The sequence below is a fragment of the Pseudomonas sp. GW821-FHT09C08 genome, from assembly GCF_059418125.1.
Window position 1 is genome coordinate 14,212 of record NZ_JBWKPG010000019.1, and the last position, 25,145, is coordinate 39,356.

At 61.7% G+C, this 25,145-nt stretch carries 22 protein-coding genes; 8 read left to right on the forward strand and 14 right to left on the reverse strand.

Annotated features, from left to right (window positions below; genetic code table 11):
- Nucleotides 1–68: 68 nt before the first annotated feature.
- Entirely contained in the window at nt 69–1,322 is a 1,254-nt protein-coding gene (gene glyA, locus AC07OJ_RS30455) for a serine hydroxymethyltransferase (protein ID WP_065910203.1), read from the forward strand.
- A gap of 160 nt (nt 1,323–1,482) precedes the next feature.
- On the opposite strand, the gene yjiA is transcribed toward glyA, so the two are convergent.
- The 3 genes from yjiA to AC07OJ_RS30470 form a co-directional block, all read right to left on the reverse strand.
- On the reverse strand, nt 1,483–2,442 hold the full coding sequence (yjiA, locus tag AC07OJ_RS30460; protein WP_495095778.1) for a GTPase: 960 nt from the start codon (nt 2,440–2,442) through the stop codon (nt 1,483–1,485).
- 156 nt (nt 2,443–2,598) lie between these two features.
- Nucleotides 2,599–2,796: a YbdD/YjiX family protein gene (locus AC07OJ_RS30465; protein ID WP_003194308.1), complete on the reverse strand. Its 198-nt coding sequence runs from the start codon at nt 2,794–2,796 to the stop codon at nt 2,599–2,601.
- 15 nt (nt 2,797–2,811) lie between these two features.
- Entirely contained in the window at nt 2,812–4,878 is a 2,067-nt protein-coding gene (locus tag AC07OJ_RS30470; RefSeq protein WP_065910199.1) for a carbon starvation CstA family protein, read from the reverse strand.
- A 174-nt stretch (nt 4,879–5,052) separates the two neighbouring features.
- Between AC07OJ_RS30470 and AC07OJ_RS30475 the strand changes: the two genes are divergently transcribed.
- Nucleotides 5,053–5,421, forward strand: coding sequence for a PilZ domain-containing protein (locus AC07OJ_RS30475; RefSeq protein ID WP_065910198.1), 369 nt, complete (start codon nt 5,053–5,055; stop codon nt 5,419–5,421).
- 114 nt (nt 5,422–5,535) lie between these two features.
- Here AC07OJ_RS30475 and radA read toward each other — a convergent pair whose 3' ends face one another.
- From radA to katB, 3 genes are all read right to left on the reverse strand, one after another.
- Nucleotides 5,536–6,903, reverse strand: coding sequence for a DNA repair protein RadA (gene radA, locus AC07OJ_RS30480; RefSeq protein ID WP_053137919.1), 1,368 nt, complete (start codon nt 6,901–6,903; stop codon nt 5,536–5,538).
- A gap of 35 nt (nt 6,904–6,938) precedes the next feature.
- The gene (locus tag AC07OJ_RS30485; RefSeq protein ID WP_120450021.1) at nt 6,939–7,487 is read right to left on the reverse strand and encodes an ankyrin repeat domain-containing protein; all 549 of its coding nucleotides are present in this window, start codon (nt 7,485–7,487) and stop codon (nt 6,939–6,941) included.
- A 100-nt stretch (nt 7,488–7,587) separates the two neighbouring features.
- Entirely contained in the window at nt 7,588–9,129 is a 1,542-nt protein-coding gene (gene katB / locus AC07OJ_RS30490) for a catalase KatB (protein ID WP_106802580.1), read from the reverse strand.
- Nucleotides 9,130–9,416: 287 nt separating this feature from the next.
- Between katB and mscL the strand changes: the two genes are divergently transcribed.
- On the forward strand, nt 9,417–9,833 hold the full coding sequence (gene mscL, locus AC07OJ_RS30495; protein ID WP_065910193.1) for a large-conductance mechanosensitive channel protein MscL: 417 nt from the start codon (nt 9,417–9,419) through the stop codon (nt 9,831–9,833).
- Between the two features lie 46 nt (nt 9,834–9,879).
- On the opposite strand, the gene AC07OJ_RS30500 is transcribed toward mscL, so the two are convergent.
- Entirely contained in the window at nt 9,880–10,656 is a 777-nt protein-coding gene (locus AC07OJ_RS30500; protein ID WP_106802579.1) for a ferredoxin--NADP reductase, read from the reverse strand.
- A 380-nt stretch (nt 10,657–11,036) separates the two neighbouring features.
- Between AC07OJ_RS30500 and AC07OJ_RS30505 the strand changes: the two genes are divergently transcribed.
- Together AC07OJ_RS30505 and AC07OJ_RS30510 are read left to right on the forward strand one after the other, a co-directional pair.
- Nucleotides 11,037–11,747 (forward strand): helix-turn-helix transcriptional regulator, encoded by a 711-nt coding sequence (locus AC07OJ_RS30505; protein ID WP_495095779.1) that lies wholly within the window; start codon nt 11,037–11,039, stop codon nt 11,745–11,747.
- Nucleotides 11,748–11,908: 161 nt separating this feature from the next.
- Complete coding sequence (locus AC07OJ_RS30510) at nt 11,909–13,033, forward strand: methyltransferase (RefSeq protein ID WP_495095780.1); 1,125 nt, start codon at nt 11,909–11,911, stop codon at nt 13,031–13,033.
- A 64-nt stretch (nt 13,034–13,097) separates the two neighbouring features.
- Here the strand turns inward: AC07OJ_RS30510 and AC07OJ_RS30515 are convergent, their stop codons facing one another.
- Genes AC07OJ_RS30515 through AC07OJ_RS30525 form a run of 3 tightly spaced genes read right to left on the reverse strand, consistent with a single transcriptional unit; the run spans nt 13,098 to nt 15,726 of the window.
- Nucleotides 13,098–13,265, reverse strand: a complete 168-nt coding sequence (locus tag AC07OJ_RS30515) for a DUF2474 domain-containing protein (RefSeq protein WP_010206690.1) — start codon at nt 13,263–13,265, stop codon at nt 13,098–13,100.
- A 12-nt stretch (nt 13,266–13,277) separates the two neighbouring features.
- Nucleotides 13,278–14,285 (reverse strand): cytochrome d ubiquinol oxidase subunit II, encoded by a 1,008-nt coding sequence (gene cydB, locus AC07OJ_RS30520; RefSeq protein ID WP_065910185.1) that lies wholly within the window; start codon nt 14,283–14,285, stop codon nt 13,278–13,280.
- Between the two features lies 1 nt (nt 14,286).
- Nucleotides 14,287–15,726: a cytochrome ubiquinol oxidase subunit I gene (locus tag AC07OJ_RS30525; protein ID WP_065910184.1), complete on the reverse strand. Its 1,440-nt coding sequence runs from the start codon at nt 15,724–15,726 to the stop codon at nt 14,287–14,289.
- 317 nt (nt 15,727–16,043) lie between these two features.
- On the opposite strand from AC07OJ_RS30525, the gene AC07OJ_RS30530 reads away from it, so the two are divergent.
- Complete coding sequence (locus AC07OJ_RS30530) at nt 16,044–17,282, forward strand: MFS transporter (RefSeq protein WP_065910183.1); 1,239 nt, start codon at nt 16,044–16,046, stop codon at nt 17,280–17,282.
- Between the two features lie 138 nt (nt 17,283–17,420).
- Here AC07OJ_RS30530 and AC07OJ_RS30535 read toward each other — a convergent pair whose 3' ends face one another.
- The 4 genes from AC07OJ_RS30535 to AC07OJ_RS30550 form a co-directional block, all read right to left on the reverse strand.
- Nucleotides 17,421–19,604 (reverse strand): xanthine dehydrogenase family protein molybdopterin-binding subunit, encoded by a 2,184-nt coding sequence (locus tag AC07OJ_RS30535; protein ID WP_495095781.1) that lies wholly within the window; start codon nt 19,602–19,604, stop codon nt 17,421–17,423.
- Nucleotides 19,601–20,590: an FAD binding domain-containing protein gene (locus tag AC07OJ_RS30540; RefSeq protein ID WP_495095782.1), complete on the reverse strand. Its 990-nt coding sequence runs from the start codon at nt 20,588–20,590 to the stop codon at nt 19,601–19,603. The genes AC07OJ_RS30535 and AC07OJ_RS30540 overlap by 4 nt, the downstream gene beginning before the upstream one ends.
- On the reverse strand, nt 20,587–21,111 hold the full coding sequence (locus tag AC07OJ_RS30545) for a (2Fe-2S)-binding protein (protein ID WP_315420069.1): 525 nt from the start codon (nt 21,109–21,111) through the stop codon (nt 20,587–20,589). The genes AC07OJ_RS30540 and AC07OJ_RS30545 overlap by 4 nt, the downstream gene beginning before the upstream one ends.
- Nucleotides 21,112–21,217: 106 nt before the next feature.
- A complete protein-coding gene (locus AC07OJ_RS30550) occupies nt 21,218–21,664 on the reverse strand; it encodes a DUF4879 domain-containing protein (RefSeq protein ID WP_065910175.1) in 447 nt (148 codons plus the stop codon).
- Between the two features lie 209 nt (nt 21,665–21,873).
- Here AC07OJ_RS30550 and AC07OJ_RS30555 point away from each other — a divergent pair, with 209 nt between their 5' ends.
- Complete coding sequence (locus tag AC07OJ_RS30555; RefSeq protein WP_034100857.1) at nt 21,874–23,169, forward strand: NCS2 family permease; 1,296 nt, start codon at nt 21,874–21,876, stop codon at nt 23,167–23,169.
- Nucleotides 23,166–24,245 carry a tRNA (uridine(54)-C5)-methyltransferase TrmA gene (gene trmA, locus AC07OJ_RS30560; RefSeq protein WP_065910173.1) on the forward strand — a complete coding sequence of 360 codons (1,080 nt, stop codon included), beginning with the start codon at nt 23,166–23,168 and terminating at the stop codon, nt 24,243–24,245. Before AC07OJ_RS30555 ends, trmA begins: the two co-directional genes overlap by 4 nt.
- Nucleotides 24,246–25,145 lie beyond the last annotated feature (900 nt).

Consider the following 25,145-nt stretch of genomic DNA (forward strand, 5'->3'; position numbering starts at 1 on the left):
CATATGCCATCTAAAACCCATTGGGTTAGAATGCCCTCCTTTTCTGCCCCCGATCCTTGAGGACCGCCATGTTCAGCCGTGATTTGACTATTGCCAAGTACGACGCCGATCTCTTCGCCGCCATGGAGCAAGAAGCCGTGCGCCAGGAAGAGCACATCGAGCTGATCGCTTCGGAAAACTACACCAGCCCTGCGGTGATGGAGGCTCAAGGCTCGGTTCTGACCAACAAGTACGCCGAAGGCTACCCAGGCAAGCGCTACTACGGCGGTTGCGAGTACGTCGACGTGGTTGAGCAATTGGCCATCGACCGTGCCAAGGAACTGTTCGGCGCCGATTACGCCAACGTCCAGCCACACGCCGGCTCCCAAGCCAACAGCGCCGTGTACCTGGCCCTGCTGCAAGGCGGCGACACCATCCTGGGCATGAGCCTGGCCCACGGCGGTCACCTGACCCACGGCGCCAGCGTTTCCTCCTCGGGCAAGCTGTACAACGCCGTTCAATACGGTATCGATGCCAACGGCCTGATCGACTACGACGAAGTCGAGCGCCTGGCGGTCGAGCACAAGCCAAAAATGATCGTGGCCGGTTTCTCTGCCTATTCGCAGATCCTGGATTTCCCACGCTTCCGTGAGATCGCTGACAAAGTCGGCGCCTACCTGTTCGTCGACATGGCTCACGTAGCCGGTCTGGTCGCCGCTGGCGTCTACCCGAACCCAGTGCCTTACGCTGACGTCGTGACCACCACCACGCACAAGACCCTGCGCGGTCCACGTGGCGGCCTGATCCTGGCGCGCGCCAACGCCGACATCGAGAAGAAGCTGAACTCCGCCGTCTTCCCGGGTGCCCAGGGTGGCCCGCTGGAGCACGTGATCGCAGCTAAAGCGATCTGCTTCAAGGAAGCCCTGCAGCCTGAGTTCAAGACTTACCAGCAACAAGTGGTGAAGAACGCCCAGACCATGGCCAGCGTGTTTATCGAACGCGGCTTCGACGTGGTTTCCGGCGGTACCGAGAACCACCTGTTCCTGCTGTCGCTGATCAAGCAGGACATCTCCGGTAAAGATGCTGACGCTGCCCTGGGCAAAGCCTTCATCACCGTGAACAAAAACTCCGTGCCGAACGACCCACGTTCGCCGTTCGTCACCTCCGGCCTGCGCTTCGGTACTCCGGCTGTGACCACTCGTGGCTTTAAAGAAGCAGAGTGCAAGGAACTGGCCGGCTGGATCTGCGACATCCTGGCAGACCTGAACAACGAAGCCGTGATCGACGCGGTCCGTGAGAAGGTCAAGGCCATCTGCAAGAAGCTGCCGGTCTACGGCGCTTGATTGCAGTTGCTTGAATGAAAAAGCCCGGCTCAAGAGCCGGGCTTTTTTGTGGCTGATCGTATCCCACGCTCCGCGAGGGAATGCCTCTTGTGACGCTCTGCGTCACGCTTTGGGACGCGGAGCGTCCTGACCTGCATTCCCACGCAGAGCGTGGGAACGATCAGGATTGGTAAACCCGTGCAAATCCTTCACGGATTTTGTCTTCGGGCAACTCATCGGCAATAAACACAATCACACTCTCGCGCACCTCGCCCTCGGCCCACTCGGTGTCCCAATCGAAACCGTAGAGCTTCAGCACGCCTTGGAACACCATGCGCCGGTCCTCTCCGGCAATGTTCAGCACGCCCTTGTAGCGCAGCAGCTGCTTGCCGTGGTCTTCCAGCAGCTCATTCATGAACTCACTGAGGCGGTCGATATCCAGCGGCTGCTCGGTGCGCAGCACCAGGCTGGAAATACGGTCGATGGACGGCGCCGCACTCACCGGGCGCAGGCTCATGCCGGCGTTGAGGTTGAAGCCGCGGACATCGAGCAACTCGGCCAGGTCGATGGCGCCATGGTCCACCACACGAATCGGCGCGCGGCGGTTGATGCGGGTCAGGCGCTCGCTGAGGGCCTCGAAGGTGGCGTCGTCCACCAGGTCACGCTTGCTCACCAGCAGGCGGTCGGCAAAACCGATCTGGGCCTGGGCGATGGTCTGGGTCAGGTGAAGCTCGGCATGCGCCGCGTCCACCAGGGTGATGATGCCGTCGAGGATATAGCGCTCGCGCAGTTCTTCATCGATAAAAAAGGTCTGCGCCACCGGCGCCGGATCGGCCAGGCCGGTGCACTCGATCACCAGGCGGTCGAAGGCGATCTCGCCGCTGTCCAGGCGTTCCAGCAGCAGGTACAGGGCTTTGGTCAGGTCGGTGTGGATGGTGCAGCACACGCAGCCGTTGGACAGGGTCATGACTTGCACCGGTTCTGTACCCAACAGCTGGGTATCGATTCCGGCGTCACTGAATTCGTTTTCGATCACGGCGATTTTCAAGCCGTGCTCGGCCTTGAGCAGATGGCGCAGCAAGGTGGTCTTGCCGGCGCCGAGGAAGCCGCTGAGGACGGTGACGGGGATGGGAGAGGACAAAGACAGTTTTCCTGATAACTGAAAGAACACAAAACAAATGTGGGAGCGGGCTTGCTCGCGAAGGCGGTGTATCAGTCGAAGTATGCATCAACTGACAGACCGCCTTCGCGAGCAAGCCCGCTCCCACATGGAGTCACCGCCAACCCGGGTACCGGGTTAGCAGCACTTGGGCCCACCCTTGCCACCGTAACGGGCTTCCTGGCGTTCCCGGAAGAACGCCTTGTAGTCCATCACCGGTTTGTCCGGGTGCTTGGTTTGCATATGCTCGACGTAGGTGTCGTAGTCGGGCATGCCGACCATCAGGCGCGCGGCCTGACCGAGGTATTTACCGAGGCGACTGATGTCATTGAACATGGCTGCAATCCTCGTTTACGCGTCCGGTACGGCCTGGAACGGGGCTTCTTTATCCGTACGTTCCTTGTTGCCCCAGGCGGCGACGCCGACCTTGAGCGCATAGAACAGGATGCTGAATACCACGAACAGGAACAGTGCTGTCAGCGTTGCGTTGGTGTAGGCGTTCCAGATCACGTGCTGCATCTGGTCGACGCTCTTGGCCGGGGCCAGGATCTGGCCGTTGGCCAGCGCATCACTGTACTTCTTCGCCAGCGACAGGAAGCCGATCGCCGGGTTGGCGTCGAACAGCTTGATGAAGCCTGCGGTGGTGGTGCAGATCAGCAGCCATACAGCCGGCAGCATGGTCACCCAGATGTAGCGTTGGCGTTTCATTTTGATCAGTACAACGGTCGCCAGCATCAGCGCGATACCCGCCAGCATCTGGTTGGAGATACCGAACAGCGGCCACAAGGTGTTGATGCCGCCCAGTGGGTCGATCACGCCCTGGTACAGCAGGTACCCCCACATCGCCACACAACCGGCGGTGGCAATCAGGTTGGCTGTCCACGACTCGGTGCGCTTGAGCGACGGCACGAACGAACCCAGCAGGTCCTGCAGCATGAAGCGACCGGCACGGGTGCCGGCGTCGACTGCCGTGAGGATGAACAACGCCTCGAACAGGATCGCAAAGTGGTACCAGAACGCCATGGTGTTTTCACCCGGCAGCACACTGTGCAGGATCTGCGCGATACCCACGGCCAGCGTCGGTGCACCGCCGGCACGCGCCAGGATGGTGGTCTCGCCGATGTCATGGGCCACGGCCTGCAATGCCTCAGGCGTTATCGCAAAGCCCCAGCTGCTGACGGTTTGCGCCACGGTCATCACGTCACCGCCGACCACAGCGGCCGGGCTGTTCATGGCGAAGTACACGCCAGGCTCAATCACGGAAGCCGCGACCATGGCCATGATGGCCACGAACGACTCCATCAGCATCGCGCCGTAGCCGATGTAACGGGCGTTGACTTCGTTATCCAGCAGCTTGGGCGTGGTGCCCGAGGAAATCAGCGCGTGGAAACCCGAGACCGCGCCACAGGCGATGGTGATGAACAGGAACGGGAACAGGCCGCCCTTCCACACCGGGCCGGTGCCGTCGATGAACTGGGTCAGGGCCGGCATTTTCAGCTCTGGCATGGTGACCAGGATGCCGATCGCCAGGGCAATGATGGTGCCGATCTTGAGGAACGTGGAGAGGTAGTCACGCGGCGCCAGGATCAGCCATACCGGCAGTACCGCCGCGACGAAACCGTAGCCGATCAGCATCCAGGTGATCTGGATCCCGGTGAAGGTGAAGGCTTTGGCCCAGGTCGGGTCAGCGGCAATCTGCCCGCCCAGCCAGATCGAACCCAGCAGCAACAGCACGCCGATGATCGAGATTTCACCGATGCGGCCCGGGCGGATGTAGCGCATGTATACGCCCATGAACATCGCGATCGGGATGGTCGCCATGACCGTGAAGATGCCCCATGGGCTCTCGGCCAGGGCCTTGACCACGATCAGCGCCAGCACCGCGAGGATGATGATCATGATCAGGAAGCAGCCGAACAGCGCGATAGTCCCCGGAATGCGGCCCATCTCTTCGCGAACCATATCCCCCAGGGAACGGCCGTTGCGACGGGTGGACAGGAACAGGACCATGAAGTCCTGCACCGCACCGGCCAGCACCACCCCGGCAATCAGCCACAGGGTGCCCGGCAGATAGCCCATTTGCGCCGCCAATACCGGGCCGACCAGCGGACCTGCACCGGCAATCGCCGCAAAGTGGTGACCGAAAAGGATGTGTTTGTTGGTCGGCACATAGTCCAGACCGTCGTTGTTGAGCACTGCGGGGGTGGCCCGCCGTGGATCGAGTTGCATCACGTTGTTAGCGATGAACAGACTGTAGTAACGGTATGCAACCAGGTAGATGGCCACAGCAGCGACCACAATCCACAAGGCGTTGATCGCCTCGCCGCGGCGCAAGGCCACTACGCCCAGGGCGCACGCTCCTACAATTGCCAGCACCAGCCAGGGTAGGTGGCGTAGCAGGCTATTATTATTTTTCATTTTTATATTCCAGCCAGGGTGGACAGAAAGGACAGCCATCCCGAGTTTAGCGCTGTTGGCCTCAAAGACCACCCCCCTACATTGGTCTAGAGCCTTGCAACGGCAAAAAAAGCACAAATAAAAGCCCAATGATGGCGCAGGGCTACAATCCCCTTATCCACAGAGGGTTTGACCATGAGTGAACACCCGTCAGATCGCCGCCGTTTCCGGCGTATTGCCTTCGATGCCAGGACCACCATTGCACAGCACGGCTGGAATTGGCCGGTGCAACTGGTGGATTTGTCGCTCAAAGGTTTGTTGGTGCAACGCCCTGATGACTGGCGGGGCAATCGCGCAGAGCCGTTCGACGTCGAGATTCGCCTCGATCCACAGGCGCATATAAAGATGCAGGTCAGGCTGGCCCATGACGATCACGGGCAGTTGGGGTTTGTGTGCGAGCACATTGACCTGGATTCGATCAGCCACCTGCGGCGGCTGATCGAGTTGAACCTCGGTGATGAGGAGGAACTGCACCGCGAGTTGGCGGCATTGCTGGAAACCTGACTGTTCGCGCAGACCTGCATAACGGAGTGCCTGCTAATGATGCGCGAGCTGATCCACCGCTATCGCAGGCAAGCCAGCGCCTACATTGAACAGGGTTGCCAGTGGGGTCAGTGCTTACTCGAACAACGCATCCAACGCCTGTTCCAGGCGGGTCACGCCGATCACCTGCAAGCCTGGCGGCATCTCCTTCGGGGCATTGCCCTTGGGCACGATGGCGCGCTTGAAGCCGTGCTTGGCGGCCTCCTTCAAACGCTCCTGGCCACTGGGCACCGGGCGAACCTCGCCCGACAGCCCGACTTCACCAAACACCAGCAGGTCATGGGGCAATGGCCGATTGCGCAGACTCGACATCACCGCCGCCATCAACGCCAGGTCGGACGCTGTCTCCAGCACCTTGACCCCACCGACCACGTTGAGGAACACGTCCTGGTCGTGGGTCGGAATGCCGCCATGACGGTGCAAGACCGCCAGCAGCATCGCCAGGCGGTTCTGGTCGAGGCCGAGCGTGACGCGACGGGGGTTGGCCAGGTGGCTGTCATCCACCAAGGCCTGGACTTCGACCAGCATCGGTCGAGTGCCTTCCCACGTGGCCATCACCACACTGCCAGGGACTTCTTCCTGGGCACGGGTCAGAAAAATCGCCGATGGGTTGGAGACTTCTTTCAGCCCGCGGTCAGTCATGGCGAACACGCCCAGCTCATTCACCGCGCCGAAGCGGTTTTTCACTGCCCGCAGCAAACGCAGGCGACCGTCGGATTCGCCTTCGAAATACAGCACGGTATCGACCATGTGCTCCAGCACCCGTGGCCCGGCCAGGGCGCCTTCCTTGGTTACGTGGCCGACCAGGAAGATCGCCGTGCCGCTCTGCTTGGCATAACGCACCAGCAGCGCCGCACTTTCGCGCACCTGGGATACACCACCCGGCGCTGATTGCAGTTGCTCGGTGAAAATCGTCTGGATCGAGTCGATCACCATGACCTTGGGTTTTTCGATGCGGGCCGTGGCGATGATGCTTTCGATGCAGGTTTCGGTCATGACCCGCAATTGGTCCTGGGGCAACCCAAGGCGGCGGGCGCGCATGGCCACTTGCTGCTGGGATTCTTCACCCGTGACGTACAGCGCCGGCATGCGGCTGGCGATGCTGCACAGGGTTTGCAACAGGATGGTGGATTTGCCGATGCCCGGGTCACCGCCGATCAGCACCACCGAGCCATCCACCAGGCCGCCGCCGAGTACGCGGTCGAGCTCGCCGGACGCCGTGGAGAAACGCGGGATTTCCTCGACGCTGACTTCGGCCAGGGTCTTGATCTGTGCCTGCTGCCCAGTCCAGCCGGCGCGGCCGGTGGGGGCTGCGGCGCCGCCGCTTTCGATCATGGTTTCCGTCAGGGTGTTCCACGCACCGCACTCGGTGCACTGGCCGGCCCACTTGGGAAAGGTCGCGCCGCACTCGGTGCAGCCGTACATGCGCTTGGCCTTTGCCATTTGAGAACCTCCAACCGAAAAACCGCGATGATAGCTCAGCGCGACGCCGGGGTCCGGATTTCACCGCTGGCCAATCGTGAAGCACTGTTGCCGGCCGGGTCTTCGGCGTCGAGGTTGGCGCCCTTGGCTTTCAATGCATCCAGCAGCTCGACGCGCTTGAACAGCCCGGCATACATGGCCGCCGTCTGCCCGGCGCCGTTGCGTTGATCGGGGTTGCAGTCGGTGGCCAGCAGGCGCTGGGCAATTTTCAGCTCACCCTTGAAAATCGCGCCCATCAACGCGGTGTTGCCACGCTTGTCCTGCACGCAGGCATCGGCGCCGGCCGCGAGCAGGCGCTCCACGTAGGCGCTTTCGCCGTGGTAGGCCGCCAGGATCAGCGCGGTGTAGCCCTTTTCATCCTGGGTGTTGAGGCTGTAGCCGGAGTCGATAAAGGTGTCGAGCATGTCGAGGTCGCCACGGCGGGCAGCGTCGAAATAGTAATCCTGCAGCTGCGCCTGGAGCGCGACGGGATCATTGGCGGCGGGCTGCTCGGCCAACACGTTCAGCGACCAGCAGGCCAGCAGGGCCCATAAGAAGGTACGCATCATTCAATCCTCTGCGTAACCCTGCAGGCGCCGGCTTGCGGGCGATGACGGCGTTGAATACGCCATCGCCGGCAAGCCGTCGCCTACGGGGGGCGCGTGGTTAGTCGGTGAGTTTTTCCGCCAGCGCCTTCACGCGTGCCAGGTCACCCTTGGCAACTTTGGCCACACCCGTGCCGTACTCCGGGTCGGCCTTGTAGAGGAACGACAGGATGATGTGCTTGCTCTCGTCATCGGTGGTGGCCAGGGAACCGCCGAAGTTCTCGATCAGGTCCTGGCGCTCTTTCTTGCTGTAGGAGCGATACAGATCGCCGGCTTGCTTGAAGTTCTGCTCACGCTGGATCTTCGCCTGCTGGGTGCTGCCCGACAGGGCCGACTGGCTGTAGCGCGCGGCTTGCGGCTCTTCACGTGGCAGCAGGCGGCTTGGCTGGTAGTTCACGCCCGTGGAGGTCTTGCCGGCATTCATTGCGCCGTCCTGGTTGCCGTTGTTGACGGTGACCCGTGGCGCGTTGATCGGCAATTGCAGGGCATTGGCGCCCAGGCGGTACATCTGCGTGTCGGCGTAGGAGAACACCCGGCCTTGCAGCAGGCGGTCCTCTGACGGCTCGATGCCCGGCACCAGGTTGGACGGGGCCATGGCCACCTGCTCGGTTTCCTGGAAGACATTGGCCGGGTTGCGGTTCAGCACCATCTGCCCGACTTTGCGCTCCGGTACGCCCGGCCAGATCTTGGTAGCATCCAGCGGGTCGAAATCGAACTTGGCCAGGTCCTCAGGCTTGAGCACCTGCACGTACAGGTCCCACTTGGGGAAATCACCCTTGTTGATGTGGGTGACCAGGTCATGGGTCATGTGGCTGTAGTCACGGCCCTGCACGTCGACGACCTGCTTGGGATCGAGGTTCTTGAGGCCCTGCTGGCTCTTCCAGTGGAACTTGACGTAGTGCACTTCGCCCTTGGCGTTGATCAGCTTGTAGGCGTGCACGCCATTGCCGTCCATTTCCCGGTAGCTGGCCGGGGTGCCCGAGTCGGAATACAGCTCGGTCAGCGTGCGCGTGGACTCTGGCACATGGGAGAAGAAGTCGAAGCGGCGGGAATCGTCATCCAGGTTGGTGCGCGGGTCCGGCTTGAAGGCGTGGACCATGTCCGGGAACTTGATGGCATCGCGGATAAAGAACGTCGGGAAGTTATTGCCAACGAGGTCCCAATTGCCCTCGGCGGTGTAGAACTTGGTGGCGAAACCGCGCGGGTCGCGCAGGGTTTCCGGGGAGTGGTTGCCGTGCACCACAGAGGAAAAACGCACGAACACCGGGGTGCTTTCTCCAGCGGCGAAGACCTTGGCCTTGCTCAGGTCGCTGAGGTTGTCGGTCACCGTGAAGGTGCCGTGGGCGCCCGTGCCACGGGCATGCACGACGCGCTCGGGGATACGCTCGCGGTCAAAGCGTTGCAGCTTCTGGATCAACTGCACGTCCTGCAGCAGCACCGGGCCGTTGGCGCCGGCGGTCTGCGAGTTCTGGTTGTCGCCAACGGCAGCACCGTTGTCGCGGGTCAGGTTGGCGGCTTGCACTGACAGCGAAAGCAGGCTGGCGGTCGCGACTACCAGCGCATATCGCGCCGATAGAGGCCGGCGGCTCATTGAGTTCTTCATCGAGGTGTCCTCTGGTTTTTTTGATGCACATTCAGTTGTGCTTGCCAGAGGCTAGTGACCCGAGCACCAGAAGATAAATAGAAAAGCCGCACTAACCCGATTGAAAAAATAGTGTGGTAAGCCACTGATTTGGCGAGTATTTCGCGCGCGATTGGTGGCACTTTGCAAACTATTTGCGATTTAATGTGTCGATAAAAACTAACAGTGTTAACGGTTGTGTCAGGCAAGCCCGCTATGACTGACTTACACTGGGTTCCACCCTTCTCATCTGTAACAAGGAATAACCTATGGGCGTGATCAGTGAGTTCAAGGCCTTCGCGGTCAAAGGTAATGTGGTCGATATGGCCGTCGGTATTATCATCGGCGCCGCCTTCGGCAAAATTGTTTCCTCGTTTGTAGGCGACGTGGTGATGCCGCCACTGGGCCTGTTGATCGGCGGCGTGGACTTCGGTGATCTGGCGATAACGCTCAAGGCTGCGCAGGGTGACGTCCCCGCGGTGGTACTGGCCTATGGCAAGTTCATCCAGAGCGTGGTCGACTTCCTGATCGTTGCGTTTGCGATCTTCATGGGCGTAAAGGCGATCAATCGCCTGAAACGTGAAGAGGCCGTGGCACCAAGCCTGCCGCCGACGCCTACCAAGGAAGAGGTCTTGCTGGGCGAGATCCGTGACCTGCTCAAGGCACAGAACGACAAGCCGCTTTAACCGATAAGGGCTGTGTCAGAGGCGCCTGTTGCAGGCGCCTTTTTTATTACCAGTAGTTTTCCACTGCCACCTGGCCCGGGCGCCGGCTCAAGCTCAATTGCAGGTCGCGCTGCTTGAGCAACTGGCGAGTGTCATCGACCATCTGCGGGTTGCCGCAAATCAGTACACGGGAATGCTCAGGCGTCAGCTCGACCCCGGCCGCGCGCTCCAACTCGCCGTTTTCGATCAGCGTAGTAATGCGCGCGTTCAAGGCGCCGGGGTGCGGCTCGCGGGTCACGATCGGAAGGTAGGTCAGTTTGTGCGCGTACTCGGCGAGGTACTCACGCTCGCCCAGTTCGGCGATCAGCGCCTGATAGGCCAGCTCCTTGGCCTCACGCGCGCTGTACACCAGGATGATCCGCTCGAATTTCTCCCAGACTTCGAAATCCTGCAGGATCGACAAAAACGGCGCCACCCCGGTGCCGGTCCCTAACATCCACAAATCACGCCCATCGACAAAACGGTTCAACGTCAGGAAACCCGTGGCCTGGCGCTCGACCATCAGGGTATCGCCCACTCGCAGGCGGCTCAGTTCACTGGTGAATTCCCCGCCAGGCACCACAATCGAGAAGAAATCCAGGTGCTCATCGAACGGCGAAGACACCACGGAATAGGCACGCCACACCGTGCTGCCGTCGGCCTTGGTCACCCCCAGACGTACGAACTGACCCGCCGTGAAGCGGAATCCAGGGTCGCGCGTGGTGCGCAGCGTAAACAGGCTGGGGGTCAGCGATTGCACATCGAGCAAGGTCTGGCGGGTAAATTTCTCAGCACTGGCCGTCATGGGAGGCTCCGTTCTACAGGAGCCCTAGTGTCCCTCAAAGTCGCGCGCGGAAACACCGGTGGTTTGTAGTGGAATCCAATGCGCGCGCACGGGTGGCTATCTAATAGCATCACTAATCAATTGGCTATTAAGCCCTTTCCCGACGTTACAAACGCACCACAACTTGCGCGTGACACAATCTTCAACCCACTAAAAAACCGCAAGAAATTTATTCAGCGCAGGGAATGAGTTGCAACAATCGAATAAAAAAATCTCAAGCACCGCCCGTCAATAACCAAATTTTCATCTTGCCTTGCAGGCCATGTCCTACACTCATTTCCTGCGGCGTAGGGAGTCCAGGACGTATCCCCAGTCGCGCAGAACCTCATGGAGATTCACCAATGGTTAACTGGCGTAATTCAAGACTTCCCAAGCTGGAAGGCGAGAGCGAAACCACCAGTCTTTTTGACCTAGCCGTCAATCACACCTACGCACTCGGCTTTCAGTACTGCTCATTTACCATGACTTCGCAACGACCTGACACTCACGCGAAGCCCATTTGCATCAACAACTATCCGGAGGAATGGAACAAACTGTATAACCAGGCCCGCTTCTTTGAAGTTGATCCGGTCGTTAAACATTGCAAAACTTGTGTATTGCCCCTGGTCTGGGAGGAAAAAACCTTCAAGGATTCCCCCTCCCTCTGGTCCCTGGCCCAGACATGTGGCGTGAACCTGGGCTGGACTCAAGCCGTACATGATTTCCAGGGCGTGTTCAGCATGCTCACCCTGGGCCGCGGCAAAGGTGCGGTCAGCCCGGAAGAATTGTATGAAAAGGCCGGCCAGGTACTCTGGCTCTGCCATGCGCTCCACACGGTCGTAGCACAGACCTACACCGACACCGCAACCAGCAGCCCTGCGAGCAAACTTACCCCACGGGAAACCGAAATCCTCAAGTGGTCGGCCATGGGCAAGACCGCCGCGGATATCGCCACCATCCTGTGCCTGTCCGAACGTACGGTAGGCTTTCATATTTGCAGTTGCTTCAAGAAGCTGGGCGTCAACAACAAGATTGCCGCCGTGCTCTGTGCTTCGAAAGCGGGGTTGTTTTAAGCGCGGCTGAAACTACGCATGTAATCCCCCCTGAAAAAAAGTAACATTTGCGGCAAATGTCTGAGTGCTGAGCGACCCTGCCGGGGTCCTGCCCGCTGTTCACTCAGACCGTTGTGCAGGCCACTGTCCAACGCCCATCGATTACCCAGAGCCTCCCCGCCATGCCCCTGCTCGACACGCCCTTCGCCCAGCTCGATCTGATTCGCCAGCCAGAACAGCACAACGATCCGCTGCAAGCCTTCGACGCGGCCGACGAGTACCTCCTCAGCTACCTGGCCGAACAGCAACCCGGCGCCGCGACCCGCGTGCTGGTACTCAATGACAGCTTCGGCGCCTTGGCCGCCAGCCTTGAAGGCCAGGTGCAAGTGACCTCCAGCGGCGACTCTTTCCTCGCGGCCCAAGGCCTCGGGAAAAATCTGGTGCGCAACGCCAAGGCCTTCGATGCGGTGCCGTTCATCCCCGCCAGCCAGCTGCCAGCAGGGCCCTTCGATCGCGTGCTGATCCGTGTACCCAAGACCCTCGCCTTGCTGGAAGAGCAACTGATCCGCCTGCAGGGTCAACTGGCGCCGGGCGCGGAAGTGATCGCCGGGGCGATGGTCAAGCACCTGCCACGCGCGGCCGGGGAAATGCTTGAGCGCTATATCGGCCCCATGCACGCCTCGCTGGCCGTCAAGAAAGCCCGGCTGTTGATCGCCACCGTTGCGGAGCGTCCGACAGCGGTCTCGCCCTACCCCACCCGCTACACCGTGGATGCGCCGGCGATTGAACTGCTGAACCACGCCAACGTGTTTTGCCGCGAAAGCCTGGACATCGGCACCCGCGCTTTCCTGCCGCACCTGCCGAAAAACCTCGGCAGTGCCCGCGTCGCAGACCTGGGCTGCGGCAATGGCGTATTGGCCATCGCCAGCGCACTGCAAAACCCTGACGCGCAGTACACCTTGGTGGACGAGTCCTACATGGCCGTGCAGTCGGCGCAGGAGAACTGGCGCGCCGCCCTCGGCGAGCGCGACGTCAACGTCCGCGCCGGTGATGGCCTCGCTGGCCAGGAACCGCAGTCCCTGGATGTGGTGCTGTGCAACCCGCCGTTCCACCAGCAGCAGGTGGTGGGCGACTTCCTGGCCTGGCGCATGTTCCAGCAGGCGCGCGAGGCGCTGGTGGTGGGCGGCGCCCTTTATATAGTCGGCAACCGTCATCTGGGTTACCACAGCAAGTTGGCGCGGCTGTTCCGGGGTGTCGAGCAAGTGGCGGCGACCCCGAAATTCGTGATCCTCAAGGCGCGCAAATAAAAAACCCTGCCGATCTCGCGATGAGCAGGGTTGAAAGCCGGGCCGCAAGGCCCGGATCGGGATGTCAGTGGGTGGTCAGGCCCGCCGCATTCATGAACATGCGCATCAGGCTGGCCACGACAAACAAGGCCAGCACGCTGCCGGTCCAGATCATCGCCAACCACCCCAGGCGCCGCCACAGCGGCTGTTTCTCGGCCTGTTCAATCTCGTGCAACGAAGGCTTGCCGGACATTAAACGCCCCTCCTAGTGATAACCGTCTTCGTGGGTGACCTTGCCGCGGAACACGTAGTAGCTCCAGAAGGTGTAGCCCAGGATGAACGGGATGATGAACAACGTGCCGACCAGCATGAAGCCCTGGCTCTGCGGCGGTGCAGCGGCATCCCAGATCGAGACCGACGGCGGGATGATGTTCGGCCACAGGCTGATCCCCAGGCCGCTGTAGCCGAGGAAGATCAGCACCAGCGTGAGCAGGAACGGCGTGTAGTGCGCATTACGCGCCACCGCACGGATCAGGCCGTACATGGTCACCAGCACCAGGATCGGCACCGGCAGGAACCAGAACAGGTTCGGCAGGGTGAACCAGCGCGAAGCGATTTCCGGGTGCGCCAGCGGCGTCCACAGGCTGACGATACCGATCACCGCCAGCACCACGAACGCCAGCGGCCGCGCCAGGTTGTGCATCTGTTCCTGCAACTTGCCTTCGGTCTTCATGATCAGCCAGGTGCAGCCGAGCAAGGCATAGGCCACGATCAGCGCCACACCGCAGAACATCGTGAACGGTGTCAGCCAGTCCAGCGAGCCGCCGGCAAACTGGCGATCCACCACCGGGATGCCGTCGATAAAGGCGCCCAGCGCCACGCCCTGGAAGAACGTCGCGGCCAGCGAGCCACCGATGAAGGCCTTGTCCCACAGGTGACGCTTGTGGTCCTTGGCCTTGAAGCGGAACTCGAAGGCCACGCCCCGGAATATCAGCCCGATCAGCATCAGGATCAGCGGCAGGTACAACGCGGAGAGCACCACCGAATAGGCCAGCGGGAACGCGCCGAACAACGCCGCGCCGCCAAGTACCAGCCAGGTTTCATTGCCGTCCCAGACCGGGGCCACGGTGTTCATCATCACGTCACGGTCGACTTTGCCGGGGATAAACGGAAAGAGAATGCCGATACCCAGGTCGAAGCCGTCCATGACCACGTACATCATGATGCCGAAAATGATGATCACGGCCCAGATCAGCGGAAGATCAATACCCATCTCAATTCCCCTTGTGCTGGATGTGGGCGTGGTCGTCATCGCTGCCATCATCGGCGGCAGACAACGGACGGGCCGGTGTGCGTTTCTGGCCAGGACCACCGTGGGTCGGCTCGGTGCCTTCGTGGGTCACAGGGCCCTTGCGCACCAGGCGCATCATGTAGCCCAGGCCCGCGCCGAACAGCGCGAAATACACCACCACGAACAACACCAGGGTAATGGTCATCTGCGCCAGGCTATGCCCGGAGGACGCATCCGCCGTGCGCATCAAGCCGTAGACGACCCACGGCTGACGGCCGATTTCGGTGGTGAACCAACCGGCGAGAATCGCGATCAGCCCGGACGGGCCCATCCACAGCGCCAGATACAGGAACGGCTTGGACGTGTACATCTTGTCGCCACGGCGCAGCCACAGGCTGAACAGCCCGGTGAAGATCATCAGGAAGCCCAGGCCGACCATGACCCGGAACGACCAGAACACAATGGTCGAATTGGGCCGATCCTCAGGCGGAAACTCCTTGAGCGCCGGCACCTGTTTATCCAGGGAGTGGGTCAGGATCAGGCTGCCCAGATAGGGAATCTCGACCGCGTACTTGGTTTTCTCGGCCTTCATGTCCGGCCAGCCGAACAGGATCAGCGGTGTCGGTTCGTTGCCGATATTCTCCCAGTGGCCTTCAATCGCAGCGATTTTCGCCGGTTGATGCTTGAGGGTGTTGAGACCATGGAAGTCACCGATCACTGCCTGGATCGGCGCGACGATCAGCGCCATCCACATCGCCATCGACAGCATGGTGCGGATCGCCGGGTTGTCCTTGCCGCGCAGCAAATGCCAGGCCGCCGAGGAGCCGACGAAGAACGCCGTGGCCACGAAGGCCGCCGTGGCCATGTGCATCAGGCGGTAGGGGAAGGACGGGTTGAAGATCACCGCCAGCCAATCGGTGGGGATCACGCGGCCGTCGATGATTTCAAAGCCCTGCGGCGTCTGCATCCAGCTGTTGGAGGCGAGAATCCAGAACGTCGAGATCAACGTACCGACGGCCACCATCACCGTGGAGAAAAAGTGCAGCTTGCGCCCCACCTTGTTCCAGCCGAACAGCATCACGCCGAGGAAACCGGCTTCGAGGAAGAACGCCGTGAGCACTTCATACGTCAGCAGCGGGCCGGTGACGGCGCCGGCGAAGTCCGAGAAGCGGCTCCAGTTGGTGCCGAACTGGTAGGCCATCACCAGGCCGGAGACCACGCCCATGCCGAAGTTGACGGCAAAGATCTTCGACCAGAAATGGTAGAGGTCACGGTAGGTGTCGTTATGGGTCTTGAGCCACAAGCCCTCCAGCACCGCAAGGTAACTGGCCAGGCCGATGGTGATCGCCGGGAACAGGATGTGGAACGAGATGGTGAATGCGAATTGAATTCGGGCGAGATCTAGCGCCTCCAAACCGAACATAAGTCTTCCTCTGTCAGGTAATACCGGCTGCTGGCGGGAGCCTGCACCCACTGCCCCCACGGATATGGAGTCTGGCGAATTTCAATTCGTTTCTTTTTTTAACCAACCACGCAGGGAATCTGGCCTTGCGGCCGCCAGACCGATGCCCGGGCGGACATTGATCTGGATCAAGCATTGCTGAAAGAGTAGTCCCATTTTGAGGATTGAACTGTGTGGTCTTTTGCCGCGTGACAGACTGCCTCAGCGCAGTTCCTGCAACCATCTGTTACAACTTGATGATAATCTCGGCCCTCCCCCGGCCCTGACCAGAATTCCCGATGCCTAGTGAACCCGCGTTGCTGTTGCGTCACCACCGCCCTTTCATCGCGTTCTGGCTGGCACGGATCTTTACCGCCAGCGGTTTCCAGATGCTCACCGTGGCCATCGGCTGGAACCTCTACCAGCTGACCGGCAATGTGCTGGACCTGGGCCTGGTCGGGCTGGTCGAGTTCGTACCGCGCGTGCTGTTCATGCTGCACACCGGGCATGTGGCCGACCGCTATGAGCGGCGCAAGGTCGCCGCCATCTGCCAGACCGTGCAGGCGTTGATCGCCCTGTCCCTGGCCATCGGTGGCCTGACCGGCAACGTGACCCGCGAGATGATCTTTATCCTCGCCTTCCTGCTCGGCGCCGCGCGCTCCTTTGAAATGCCCACCACCCAGGCTCTGCTGCCGAGCATCGTGCCCAGCGCACTGTTCCCGCGCGCCGTAGCCTCGTCGCAATCGGCCCAGCAACTGGCGACCATCGTCGCGCCGGCCCTCGGCGGTTTGCTCTACGCGTTTGGCAGCGTGTGGGTGTATGGCCCTACCGTGGCGCTGTACCTGATTGCCTGTGTGCTGACCCTCAACCTGCCCGCCCGCCAGACCCCGCTCAACAAGGGCAAGGCCACCCTCGATTCGCTGCTGGCCGGCATCCGTTTTATCCGCAGCCGCCCGGACATTCTCGGGGCGATTTCCCTGGACCTGTTTGCCGTGCTGCTGGGCGGCGCCACCGCGTTGCTGCCGGTGTTCGCCAAGGACATCCTGCTGACCGGCGCCTGGGGCCTGGGCCTGCTGCGCTCGGCACCGGCGGTGGGCGCGTTGTTGATGTCGCTGTGGCTGGCACGGTTTTCGGTGGATCGGCATGTGGGCCGCGTGATGTTCACTGCCGTCGGCGTATTCGGCGTGGCGACCATCGCGTTCGGCCTGTCCACTTCGTTCTGGTTCTCGCTGGCAGTGCTGGTGGTCCTGGGCGCGGCGGACATGATCAGCATGGTGATCCGCGCCTCCTTCGTGCAGCTGGAAACCCCGGATGAAATGCGCGGCCGCGTGAGTGCCGTCAACGGCCTGTTCATCGGCGCATCGAATCAACTGGGCGAGTTCGAATCGGGCATCACCGCCCACTGGTTCGGCACCGTGCCCGCCGTGGTCATGGGCGGGATCGGCACGCTGGTGGTGACGGGGACGTGGATCAAACTGTTCCCGACCCTGGCCAACCGCGACCGCATGCATGTGCCGGTGGAGGAAACCAAGCCATAAGCCGGTTGAAAAACCGTCAATGTCGGCGCTGGCTTGCCTGCGATGGCGGTGTCTCAGCCACTATATGATGGGCTGACAGAGTGCTATCGCAGGTAAACCAGCTCCCACATTTTGATCTTCTGTGGTTCGAGGACCGGGTTACAGCACCTTGTCCAACGTGATGGGAAACTCGCGCACTCGCTTGCCGGTGGCATGGTAGATCGCATTCGCCACCGCCGCCGCCACGCCGACAATGCCGATCTCACCGACGCCCTTGGACCCCAGCGCGTTGACGATCTCGTCGTGTTCTTCGACGAATATCACCTCAATCTCGCCAATATCGGCATTCACCGGAATGTGGTATTCGGCCAGGCTGTGGTTCATGTAGCGCCCCAGTTGATGGTCGACCTGGGTTTCTTCATGCAGGGCCATGCCGATGCCCCATACCACGCCACCGAGTATCTGGCTGCGCGCCATTTTTGGATTGACCACGCGCCCGGCCGCAATCGCACTGACCACGCGGCTGACCTTGATAGTGCCGAGGTCTTCATCCACGCGCACCTCTACGAACACCGCCGAATGCGTGGCAGTGCTGTAGCCCTCACGTTTTTTGTCCGGCTCACTGTCGACCTGGGCTTCCAACGCCGCTTCGCCACTGTCCTTGACCAACTGCGCCAACGACACGCTCACGTCACCGGCGTGCAGTTGACCGTCTTCAAACCGCGCGGACTGTGCCTGCGTGAACACCGGGTAGGTTTGCCGGGCGATGGCCAGCAACTGGGCATTCAAGGCTTCGCACGCTTGCTGCACCGCAGTGCCCACCGAGGACACGGTAAACGAGCCGCCCTGCAACGGCGCCGTCGGCAATGAAGAATCACCGAGCAGAAAACGCACGTCGTCCATCGCCACGCCGCTGGCCTGCGCCGCGATCTGGGTCATGACCGTGTACGTACCCGTGCCGATATCAGTGGTGGCGCTGCTGACCGTCAGCTTGCCCTCGGCATCGAGGCGGGCCTTGGCGCTGGCCTTCATCTGCATGGCTTCCCACACGCCACCGGCCATGCCCCAGCCGATCAACTGGCGGCCATCGCGCATGCTGCGCGGTTCCGGGTTGCGCTGGCTCCAGCCAAAACGCTCGGCGCCATCACGGTAACATTCGCGCAGGGCTTTGCTTGACCAGGGCTTGTCGTCGTTCTGATTGCGCTCGGCGTAGTTGATCAGCCGCAGCTTCACCGGGTCCATGCCCAAGGCGCATGCCAGTTCGTCCATGGCGCACTCCAGGCCGATCACGCCCAGAGCCGCGCCAGGTGCGCGCATGTCCAGCGGGGTGAATACGTCCAGTGGCACCAACTGGTAGGTCAATTGCACGTTGTCGCAGTGATAAAGCATGCCGCTCCACTCCACCACGTGCTCGCTGAAGTCTTCGAAACGTGAGGTCTGGCCAATCGCCGTATGCCCCAGCGCCATCAAGCGGCCATCTGCCGCCGCGCCCATCTGCAAACGCTGCAAGGTGCGTGGGCGGTAGCCGAAGGTGAACATTTGCTGACGCGTCAGCGTGACGCGCACCGAGCGCTTGAGCGCCAGGGACGCCATCACCGCCAGCGGCAACTGGTACTGCGGGCGCAGGCCGGATCCGAAGGCGCCACCGACGAACGCGGCAAAGATGCGCACTTGGCTCTTGTCCAGGCCGAAGACTTTTTGCACATAGGCCTGGCAGTTCTGCGGGCCCTGGGTCTTATCGTGGATATGCAGGGTGCCGTCCGGCTGATACAGCACGGTGCTGGCGTGCGGCTCCATCGGATTGTGGTGTTCGATGGGGGTGCTGTAGTGCAGGTCAAGGCTCACGGCGGCGCCGGTCCATTCGGCCTGGAAATTACCGCGTGGCTTGGGCGGGGTTTGCAGTGACGGGTGGGCCTGCTCCTGCTGGGCCACCAGGTCGGTTTCGAAGGTTTCGCTGGCGTACTCGATCTGTACCAGCGAACCGGCATGCCGCGCCAGTTCGAGGTTGTCGGCGATCACCAGGGCCAGCGGCTGGCCGCTGTAGAGCACACGGTCGTTGTACAGCGGACGAAACGGCGAGCCATCGGCGGCATCATCGTCGGCGAAGGCATCGTCATAGCTGGCGAGTCTGGGCCGGCTGCGGTGATCGAGCACCATGACCACGCCCGGCAGCGCCAAGGCTTTGGAGGCGTCGATGTTGACCACGCGTCCTTTGGCGATGGTGCTGGAGACCACACTGCCATGCAGCAGGCCAGCCTCGGGAAACTCGCCGGCATAGCGCGCCTGGCCGGTGACCTTGAGCAGACCGTCGACACGGTCCAGGGGTTTGCCGAGAGCGGTCATGGGCGTTCTCCGGCGACGGCGGCGTCGCTCAGGGCGCGGATGATTGCACGGCGCGCCAATTTGATCTTGAAGCCGTTGTGTTCCAACGGCTCGGCGTCTTGCAGCAGGGCATCGGCGGCGTTGCTGAAGGTTTCGCGGCTGACCGCCTGGCCGATCAACGCAGCTTCCACCGCGCGATCCCGCCACGGTTTATGGGCCACGCCGCCGAGGGCCAGGCGCGCGTCGACGATCCGGTCACCGTCCAACTCCAGGGCTGCGGCGACCGAGACCAGCGCGAAAGCGTAAGACGCACGGTCGCGGATTTTCAGGTAGTGACTGTGACGCGCCAGGTGGTCGGCGGGCAGCTCAATGGCGGTGATCAGTTCATCATCGGCCAATTGGTTATCACGCTGCGGCGCATCGCCGGGCAGGCGGTGGAAGTCGGCAAACTCGATGACCCGCGCGCCGCCACGCCCCTCCACATGCACCCGTGCCTCCAATGCCGCGAGGGCCACGCACATGTCCGACGGGTGAGTGGCGACGCACTGGTCGCTGGCGCCGAGGATCGCATGGATACGGTTCAAGCCGGTGCGCGCCGGGCAACCGCTGCCGGGCTCGCGCTTGTTGCAGGGCACGGCGGCGTCATAGAAGTAATAGCACCGGGTGCGCTGCAGCAGGTTGCCGCCAGTGCTGGCCATATTGCGCAATTGCGGCGAGGCACCGGCGAGGATCGCCTGCGACAGCAACGGGTAGCGCGCCTCGACCAGCGGGTGCCAGGCCAGGTCGGCGTTGCTGACCAGCGCGCCGATGCGCAGGCCGCCCTCGGCGGTTTCTTCAACACCCTGCAACGGCAGGCCGGTGATGTCGATCAGGTGCTCGGGGCGCGTGATGTTTTCTTTCATCAAGTCCAGCAGGTTGGTGCCGCCGGCGATAAAGCGCGATGCGGCGCTGCTCAGGTGCACGGCCTCGTGCACATCCGCAGGCTTGCTGTAATGGAAGGGGTTCATGACTGATCTCCCCCGGCGCGGCAGCGGGGCAACGCGTCTTCGATGGCATCGCGAATATTGGTGTAGGCGCCGCAACGGCACAGGTTGCCGCTCATCAGTTCCTGGATCTGCGCGGTGTCGTGGGCACGGCCTTCATTGGCCAGGCCGACAGCGGAACAGATCTGGCCAGGGGTGCAGTAGCCGCACTGGAAGGCATCGTGCTTGATGAAGGCTTGCTGCATCGGGTGGAGCTGGTCGCCGTCGGCCAGGCCTTCGATGGTGGTCAGCTCGGCGCCGTCGCACATCACCGCCAGGGTCAGGCAGGCGTTTACGCGTTTGCCGTCGCGCAACACGGTGCAGGCGCCGCATTGGCCGTGGTCGCAACCCTTTTTGCTGCCGACCAGATCCAGTTGCTCACGCAACAGGTCGAGCAAGGTGGTCCAGGGCAACACGTCCAGCTGGCGGTCCTGGCCATTGAGGCTCAGGCGTATGGAGTGGCTGGCGAACGGTTGGGCCGCCGCGCCATTGGGGGTCGCGCTCATAAACACCTCACGGGTTGGTATACATCCGCGGCGTTCAGGAAAGTCGCCGTCTCAGGGGTACGACTTCCCGGGGTATTGAGCGTTCAAGGCAATTGATAGGTGGCGATCAGCGAATGCTGAGGGTGGTAACCAGTTGGTTGCGCGGCGGATTGATCGACGTGTTGCTGTACTGGAAGGTGCCACCCGCAGTGATATTCAGCTGGAACGCATAGATGTAGCCCATCACCGTGCCCGCGCCGCTGCACGCCTGGCTGATGGAGCCCACCTGGCAGATCGCGGTGCTGCTGCCGGAAACCGGCGCACCATCGAAGAACGCCTGGGAGCTGTTGCCCAAGCCGACTTCCATCACGTACACCAGCGTTTGCCCACGGTGCGTACACATCTGGGTGCTGGCCGCGCGTTCAGGGATGGTTTCAGTACAAGCGGCCGACTGCACCTTGAACACCCGCACCTCGCTCAACGCCGGTGCAGTCGCGCCCCACGCCGGTGCCGCACTGAGCCAAAGGCCGATTATGGCGAACAGAGCTAGACTGCTGGCGTTGGCTTTTTTCATGCTGGCGATGACCCTGGATTAAACGTCGGCGCAGTATGCCTCAAGGCCACGCTTCAGAATACGCAGCCTATACGCCACACGGCCTCGGCTGCTGGTATGATGCGCCGCTTTTTCCGATCCTCTCTGGAACCACAGGCGCTTGGCGCAGTTTGTGCTTTGACTTAGAGGTCAACAAATCACGACGCAAAATAGCGTCACAGGGAGCAGGCATGCTGGAAAAGCTGTTTCAACTCAAGGCACACAACACCAACGTGCGCACCGAGATCCTCGCGGGCATCACGACATTCCTGGCCATGGCCTACATCCTGTTCGTCAACCCGAGCATCCTCGGCGAGACCGGCATGGACAAGGGCGCAGTATTTGTCGCGACCTGCCTGGCGGCCGCCATCGGTTCGACCGTAATGGGCCTGATCGCCAACTACCCGATCGCACTGGCGCCGGGCATGGGCCTCAATGCCTTCTTTACCTACACCGTGGTCCTGCACATGGGCCATACCTGGCAGGTTGCGCTGGGCGCGGTGTTCATCTCGGCGGTGCTGTTCTTCCTGCTGTCGATCTTCCGTATCCGTGAGTGGATCATCAACAGCATCCCGCTGCCCCTGCGCTCGGCAATTGCCGCCGGTATCGGCCTGTTCCTGGCGCTGATCGCCCTGCACAACGCCGGCATCGTGGTCAGCAACCCGGCCACCATGGTCGGCCTGGGCGACCTCAAGCAACCGGCGCCGATCCTCGCCACCCTCGGTTTCGCGCTGATCGTGGCGCTGGAAGCCCTGGCCGTGCGCGGTGCAGTGCTGATCGGCATCCTGGCGGTGACCATCGTGTCCATCGTCATGGGCTTCACTCCGTTCGGCGGCGTGACCTCGATGCCGCCATCGCTGGCCCCGACTTTCCTGCAGCTGGATATCAAAGGCGCACTGGACATCGGCCTGGTCAGCGTGATCTTCGCCTTCCTGTTCGTCGACCTGTTCGACAACTCCGGCACCCTGATCGGCGTCGCCAAGCGCGCCGGCCTGATGGGCAAGGACGGCCACATGCCGAAGATGGGCCGCGCCCTGATCGCCGACAGCACCGCCGCCATGGCAGGCTCGCTGCTGGGCACGTCGACCACCACCAGCTACATCGAATCCGCCGCCGGCGTGAGTGCCGGTGGCCGTACCGGTCTGACGGCGATCGTGGTTGCGATCCTGTTCCTGCTGGCGCTGTTCTTCTCGCCACTGGCGGCCAGCGTTCCCGCGTTCGCCACCGCGCCTGCACTGCTGTTCGTCGCCGTGCTGATGACCTCGGGCCTGGCCGAAATCGACTGGGATGACATTACCGTTGCAGCGCCGGTGGTGATCACCGCCCTGGCGATGCCCTTCACTTACTCCATCGCCAACGGCATCGCCTTCGGTTTCATCGCCTGGACCGCCATCAAGCTGCTTTCGGGCCGCTACCGTGAGCTGAACCCGGCACTGGTGATTCTGTCGATTCTGTTTGTGATCAAGCTGGGCTGGTTCAACGCATGACTTTTGACGCCGCACGCTACACCGCTCAACTGCAAGACAAGGTCACGCGCTTGCGTGACCTGCTGGCACCGTTCGACGCGCCCGAGCCACAGGTCTTCGATTCGCCGCTGCAGCACTTTCGCCTGCGTGCGGAGTTCCGCCTGTGGCGCGAAGGCGGTGAACGCCACTACGCGATGTTCTCCCAGGACGACAAACGCACACCGATCCTGATCGAAGAATTTCCCATCGCCAGCCAGCGCATCAACCAGTTGATGCCGCAGCTCAAGGCCGCCTGGCAAGCCAGTGCTGCGCTGAGCCACAAGCTGTTCCAGGTGGAGTTCCTCACCACCTTGGCCGGCGACGCAATGATCACCCTGTGCTATCACCGCCCGCTGGACGAGCATTGGCACACCGCCGCGAACCAGCTGGCTGCCGACTTGAACGTGAGCATCATCGGCCGTTCGAAAGGCAAGCGCGACGTGATCGGCCATGACTATGTGGTGGAAAAGCTCGAGGTCGGCGGTCGCACGTTCAGCTACCGCCAGCCTGAAGGCGCGTTCACCCAGCCCAACGGCACGGTGAACCAGAAGATGCTCAACTGGGCGTACGAAGCCCTGGGCGATCGCCCGGATGATTTGCTCGAGTTGTATTGCGGCAACGGCAATTTCACCCTGCCCCTGGCAACCCGCGTGCGCAAAGTGCTGGCCACCGAAATCAGCAAGACCTCGGTGAATGCTGCGCTGAGCAACCTTGATGAAAACGCGGTGGATAACGTCACCCTGGTGCGCCTGTCTGCCGAGGAACTCACCGAGGCGCTCAACGAAGTGCGCCCATTCCGTCGCCTGCACGGCATCGACCTGAAGAGCTACGAATTCGGCAGCGTGTTCGTCGACCCGCCCCGTGCCGGCATGGACCCGGACACCTGCGAACTGACCCGGCGTTTCGACAACATCCTGTACATCTCCTGCAACCCGGAGACCCTGGCAGCGAACATCGCGCAACTGCATGACACCCACCGCATCACCAAGTGCGCCCTGTTTGACCAGTTCCCGTGGACGCACCATATGGAATCCGGCGTGCTGCTGACCCGCCGATAAGGTGGCAGGACAGCGTAGATCGCCTGTAGGGGTTGGTTTGCCTATGGGGGGTGTCAGTTGATAGATGTGTTGACTGAGCCACCGCCTTCGCGGGCAAGCCCGCTCCCACAGGGGAATGCATTTCAAGGCAAAGGTGGGGGCTGGCTTGCCTGCTATGGCGGAGGGTCAGTTGGTACATGGGTTGGCTGAACCACCGCCTTCGCTGCCTCGCTCTGGCTCGAGAGCTCCCACATCCGAGCAGCAGGTTCGACCTGCATGCAATCGCACAGCGCACACCTATCCCCTGTGGGAGCTGGCTTGCCTGCGAAGGCGGGGTGTCAGTCGGTATATGTGTTGACTGACACAACGCTTTCGCGAGCAAGCCCGCTCCCACAGGGGGTATGCATTTCAAGGCAAAGGTGGGGGCTGGCTTGATTGCGATGACTCAGGTTCAGTTGGTATATGGGTTGGCTGAACCACCGCCATCGCTGCCTCGCTCTGGCTCGAGAGCTCCCACATCCGAGCAGCAGGTTCGAGCTGCATGCAACAGCACAGCGCACACATATCCCCTGTGGGAGCTGGCTTGCCTGCGAAGGCGGAGGGTCAGTCGGTATATGGGTTGACTGACACAACGCCTTCGCGAGCAAGCCCGCTCCCACAGGGGCATGCATTTCAAGGCGAAGGTGGGGGCTGGCTTGTCTGCGATGGCGGGGTGTCAGTTGGTATATGGGTTGGCTGAACCACCGCCATCGCTGCCTCGCTCTGGCTCGAGAGCTCCCACATCCGAGCAACAGGTTCGAGCTGCATGCAATCGCACAGCGCACACCTATCCCCTGTGGGAGCTGGCTTGAACTGGTCAAGTAATCTTGGACACCGATTAAGGTTTCACGCCACCAGCTTCTCCCTGGCGACTGGTGACCG

Excerpts from the sequence above, each read along its gene's own strand:
- glyA (WP_065910203.1), top strand. The coding sequence starts at position 69 with ATGTTCAGCCGTGATTTGACTATTGCCAAGTACGACGCCGATCTCTTC.
- AC07OJ_RS30465 (WP_003194308.1), bottom strand. The coding sequence starts at position 2,796 with ATGTTCAATGACATCAGTCGCCTCGGTAAATACCTCGGTCAGGCCGCG.
- AC07OJ_RS30470 (WP_065910199.1), bottom strand. The coding sequence starts at position 4,878 with ATGAAAAATAATAATAGCCTGCTACGCCACCTACCCTGGCTGGTGCTG.
- AC07OJ_RS30475 (WP_065910198.1), top strand. The coding sequence starts at position 5,053 with ATGAGTGAACACCCGTCAGATCGCCGCCGTTTCCGGCGTATTGCCTTC.
- radA (WP_053137919.1), bottom strand. The coding sequence starts at position 6,903 with ATGGCAAAGGCCAAGCGCATGTACGGCTGCACCGAGTGCGGCGCGACC.
- AC07OJ_RS30485 (WP_120450021.1), bottom strand. The coding sequence starts at position 7,487 with ATGCGTACCTTCTTATGGGCCCTGCTGGCCTGCTGGTCGCTGAACGTG.
- katB (WP_106802580.1), bottom strand. The coding sequence starts at position 9,129 with ATGAAGAACTCAATGAGCCGCCGGCCTCTATCGGCGCGATATGCGCTG.
- mscL (WP_065910193.1), top strand. The coding sequence starts at position 9,417 with ATGGGCGTGATCAGTGAGTTCAAGGCCTTCGCGGTCAAAGGTAATGTG.
- AC07OJ_RS30500 (WP_106802579.1), bottom strand. The coding sequence starts at position 10,656 with ATGACGGCCAGTGCTGAGAAATTTACCCGCCAGACCTTGCTCGATGTG.
- AC07OJ_RS30505 (WP_495095779.1), top strand. The coding sequence starts at position 11,037 with ATGGTTAACTGGCGTAATTCAAGACTTCCCAAGCTGGAAGGCGAGAGC.
- AC07OJ_RS30510 (WP_495095780.1), top strand. The coding sequence starts at position 11,909 with ATGCCCCTGCTCGACACGCCCTTCGCCCAGCTCGATCTGATTCGCCAG.
- AC07OJ_RS30515 (WP_010206690.1), bottom strand. The coding sequence starts at position 13,265 with ATGTCCGGCAAGCCTTCGTTGCACGAGATTGAACAGGCCGAGAAACAG.
- cydB (WP_065910185.1), bottom strand. The coding sequence starts at position 14,285 with ATGGGTATTGATCTTCCGCTGATCTGGGCCGTGATCATCATTTTCGGC.
- AC07OJ_RS30525 (WP_065910184.1), bottom strand. The coding sequence starts at position 15,726 with ATGTTCGGTTTGGAGGCGCTAGATCTCGCCCGAATTCAATTCGCATTC.
- AC07OJ_RS30530 (WP_065910183.1), top strand. The coding sequence starts at position 16,044 with ATGCCTAGTGAACCCGCGTTGCTGTTGCGTCACCACCGCCCTTTCATC.
- AC07OJ_RS30535 (WP_495095781.1), bottom strand. The coding sequence starts at position 19,604 with ATGACCGCTCTCGGCAAACCCCTGGACCGTGTCGACGGTCTGCTCAAG.
- AC07OJ_RS30540 (WP_495095782.1), bottom strand. The coding sequence starts at position 20,590 with ATGAACCCCTTCCATTACAGCAAGCCTGCGGATGTGCACGAGGCCGTG.
- AC07OJ_RS30545 (WP_315420069.1), bottom strand. The coding sequence starts at position 21,111 with ATGAGCGCGACCCCCAATGGCGCGGCGGCCCAACCGTTCGCCAGCCAC.
- AC07OJ_RS30550 (WP_065910175.1), bottom strand. The coding sequence starts at position 21,664 with ATGAAAAAAGCCAACGCCAGCAGTCTAGCTCTGTTCGCCATAATCGGC.
- AC07OJ_RS30555 (WP_034100857.1), top strand. The coding sequence starts at position 21,874 with ATGCTGGAAAAGCTGTTTCAACTCAAGGCACACAACACCAACGTGCGC.
- trmA (WP_065910173.1), top strand. The coding sequence starts at position 23,166 with ATGACTTTTGACGCCGCACGCTACACCGCTCAACTGCAAGACAAGGTC.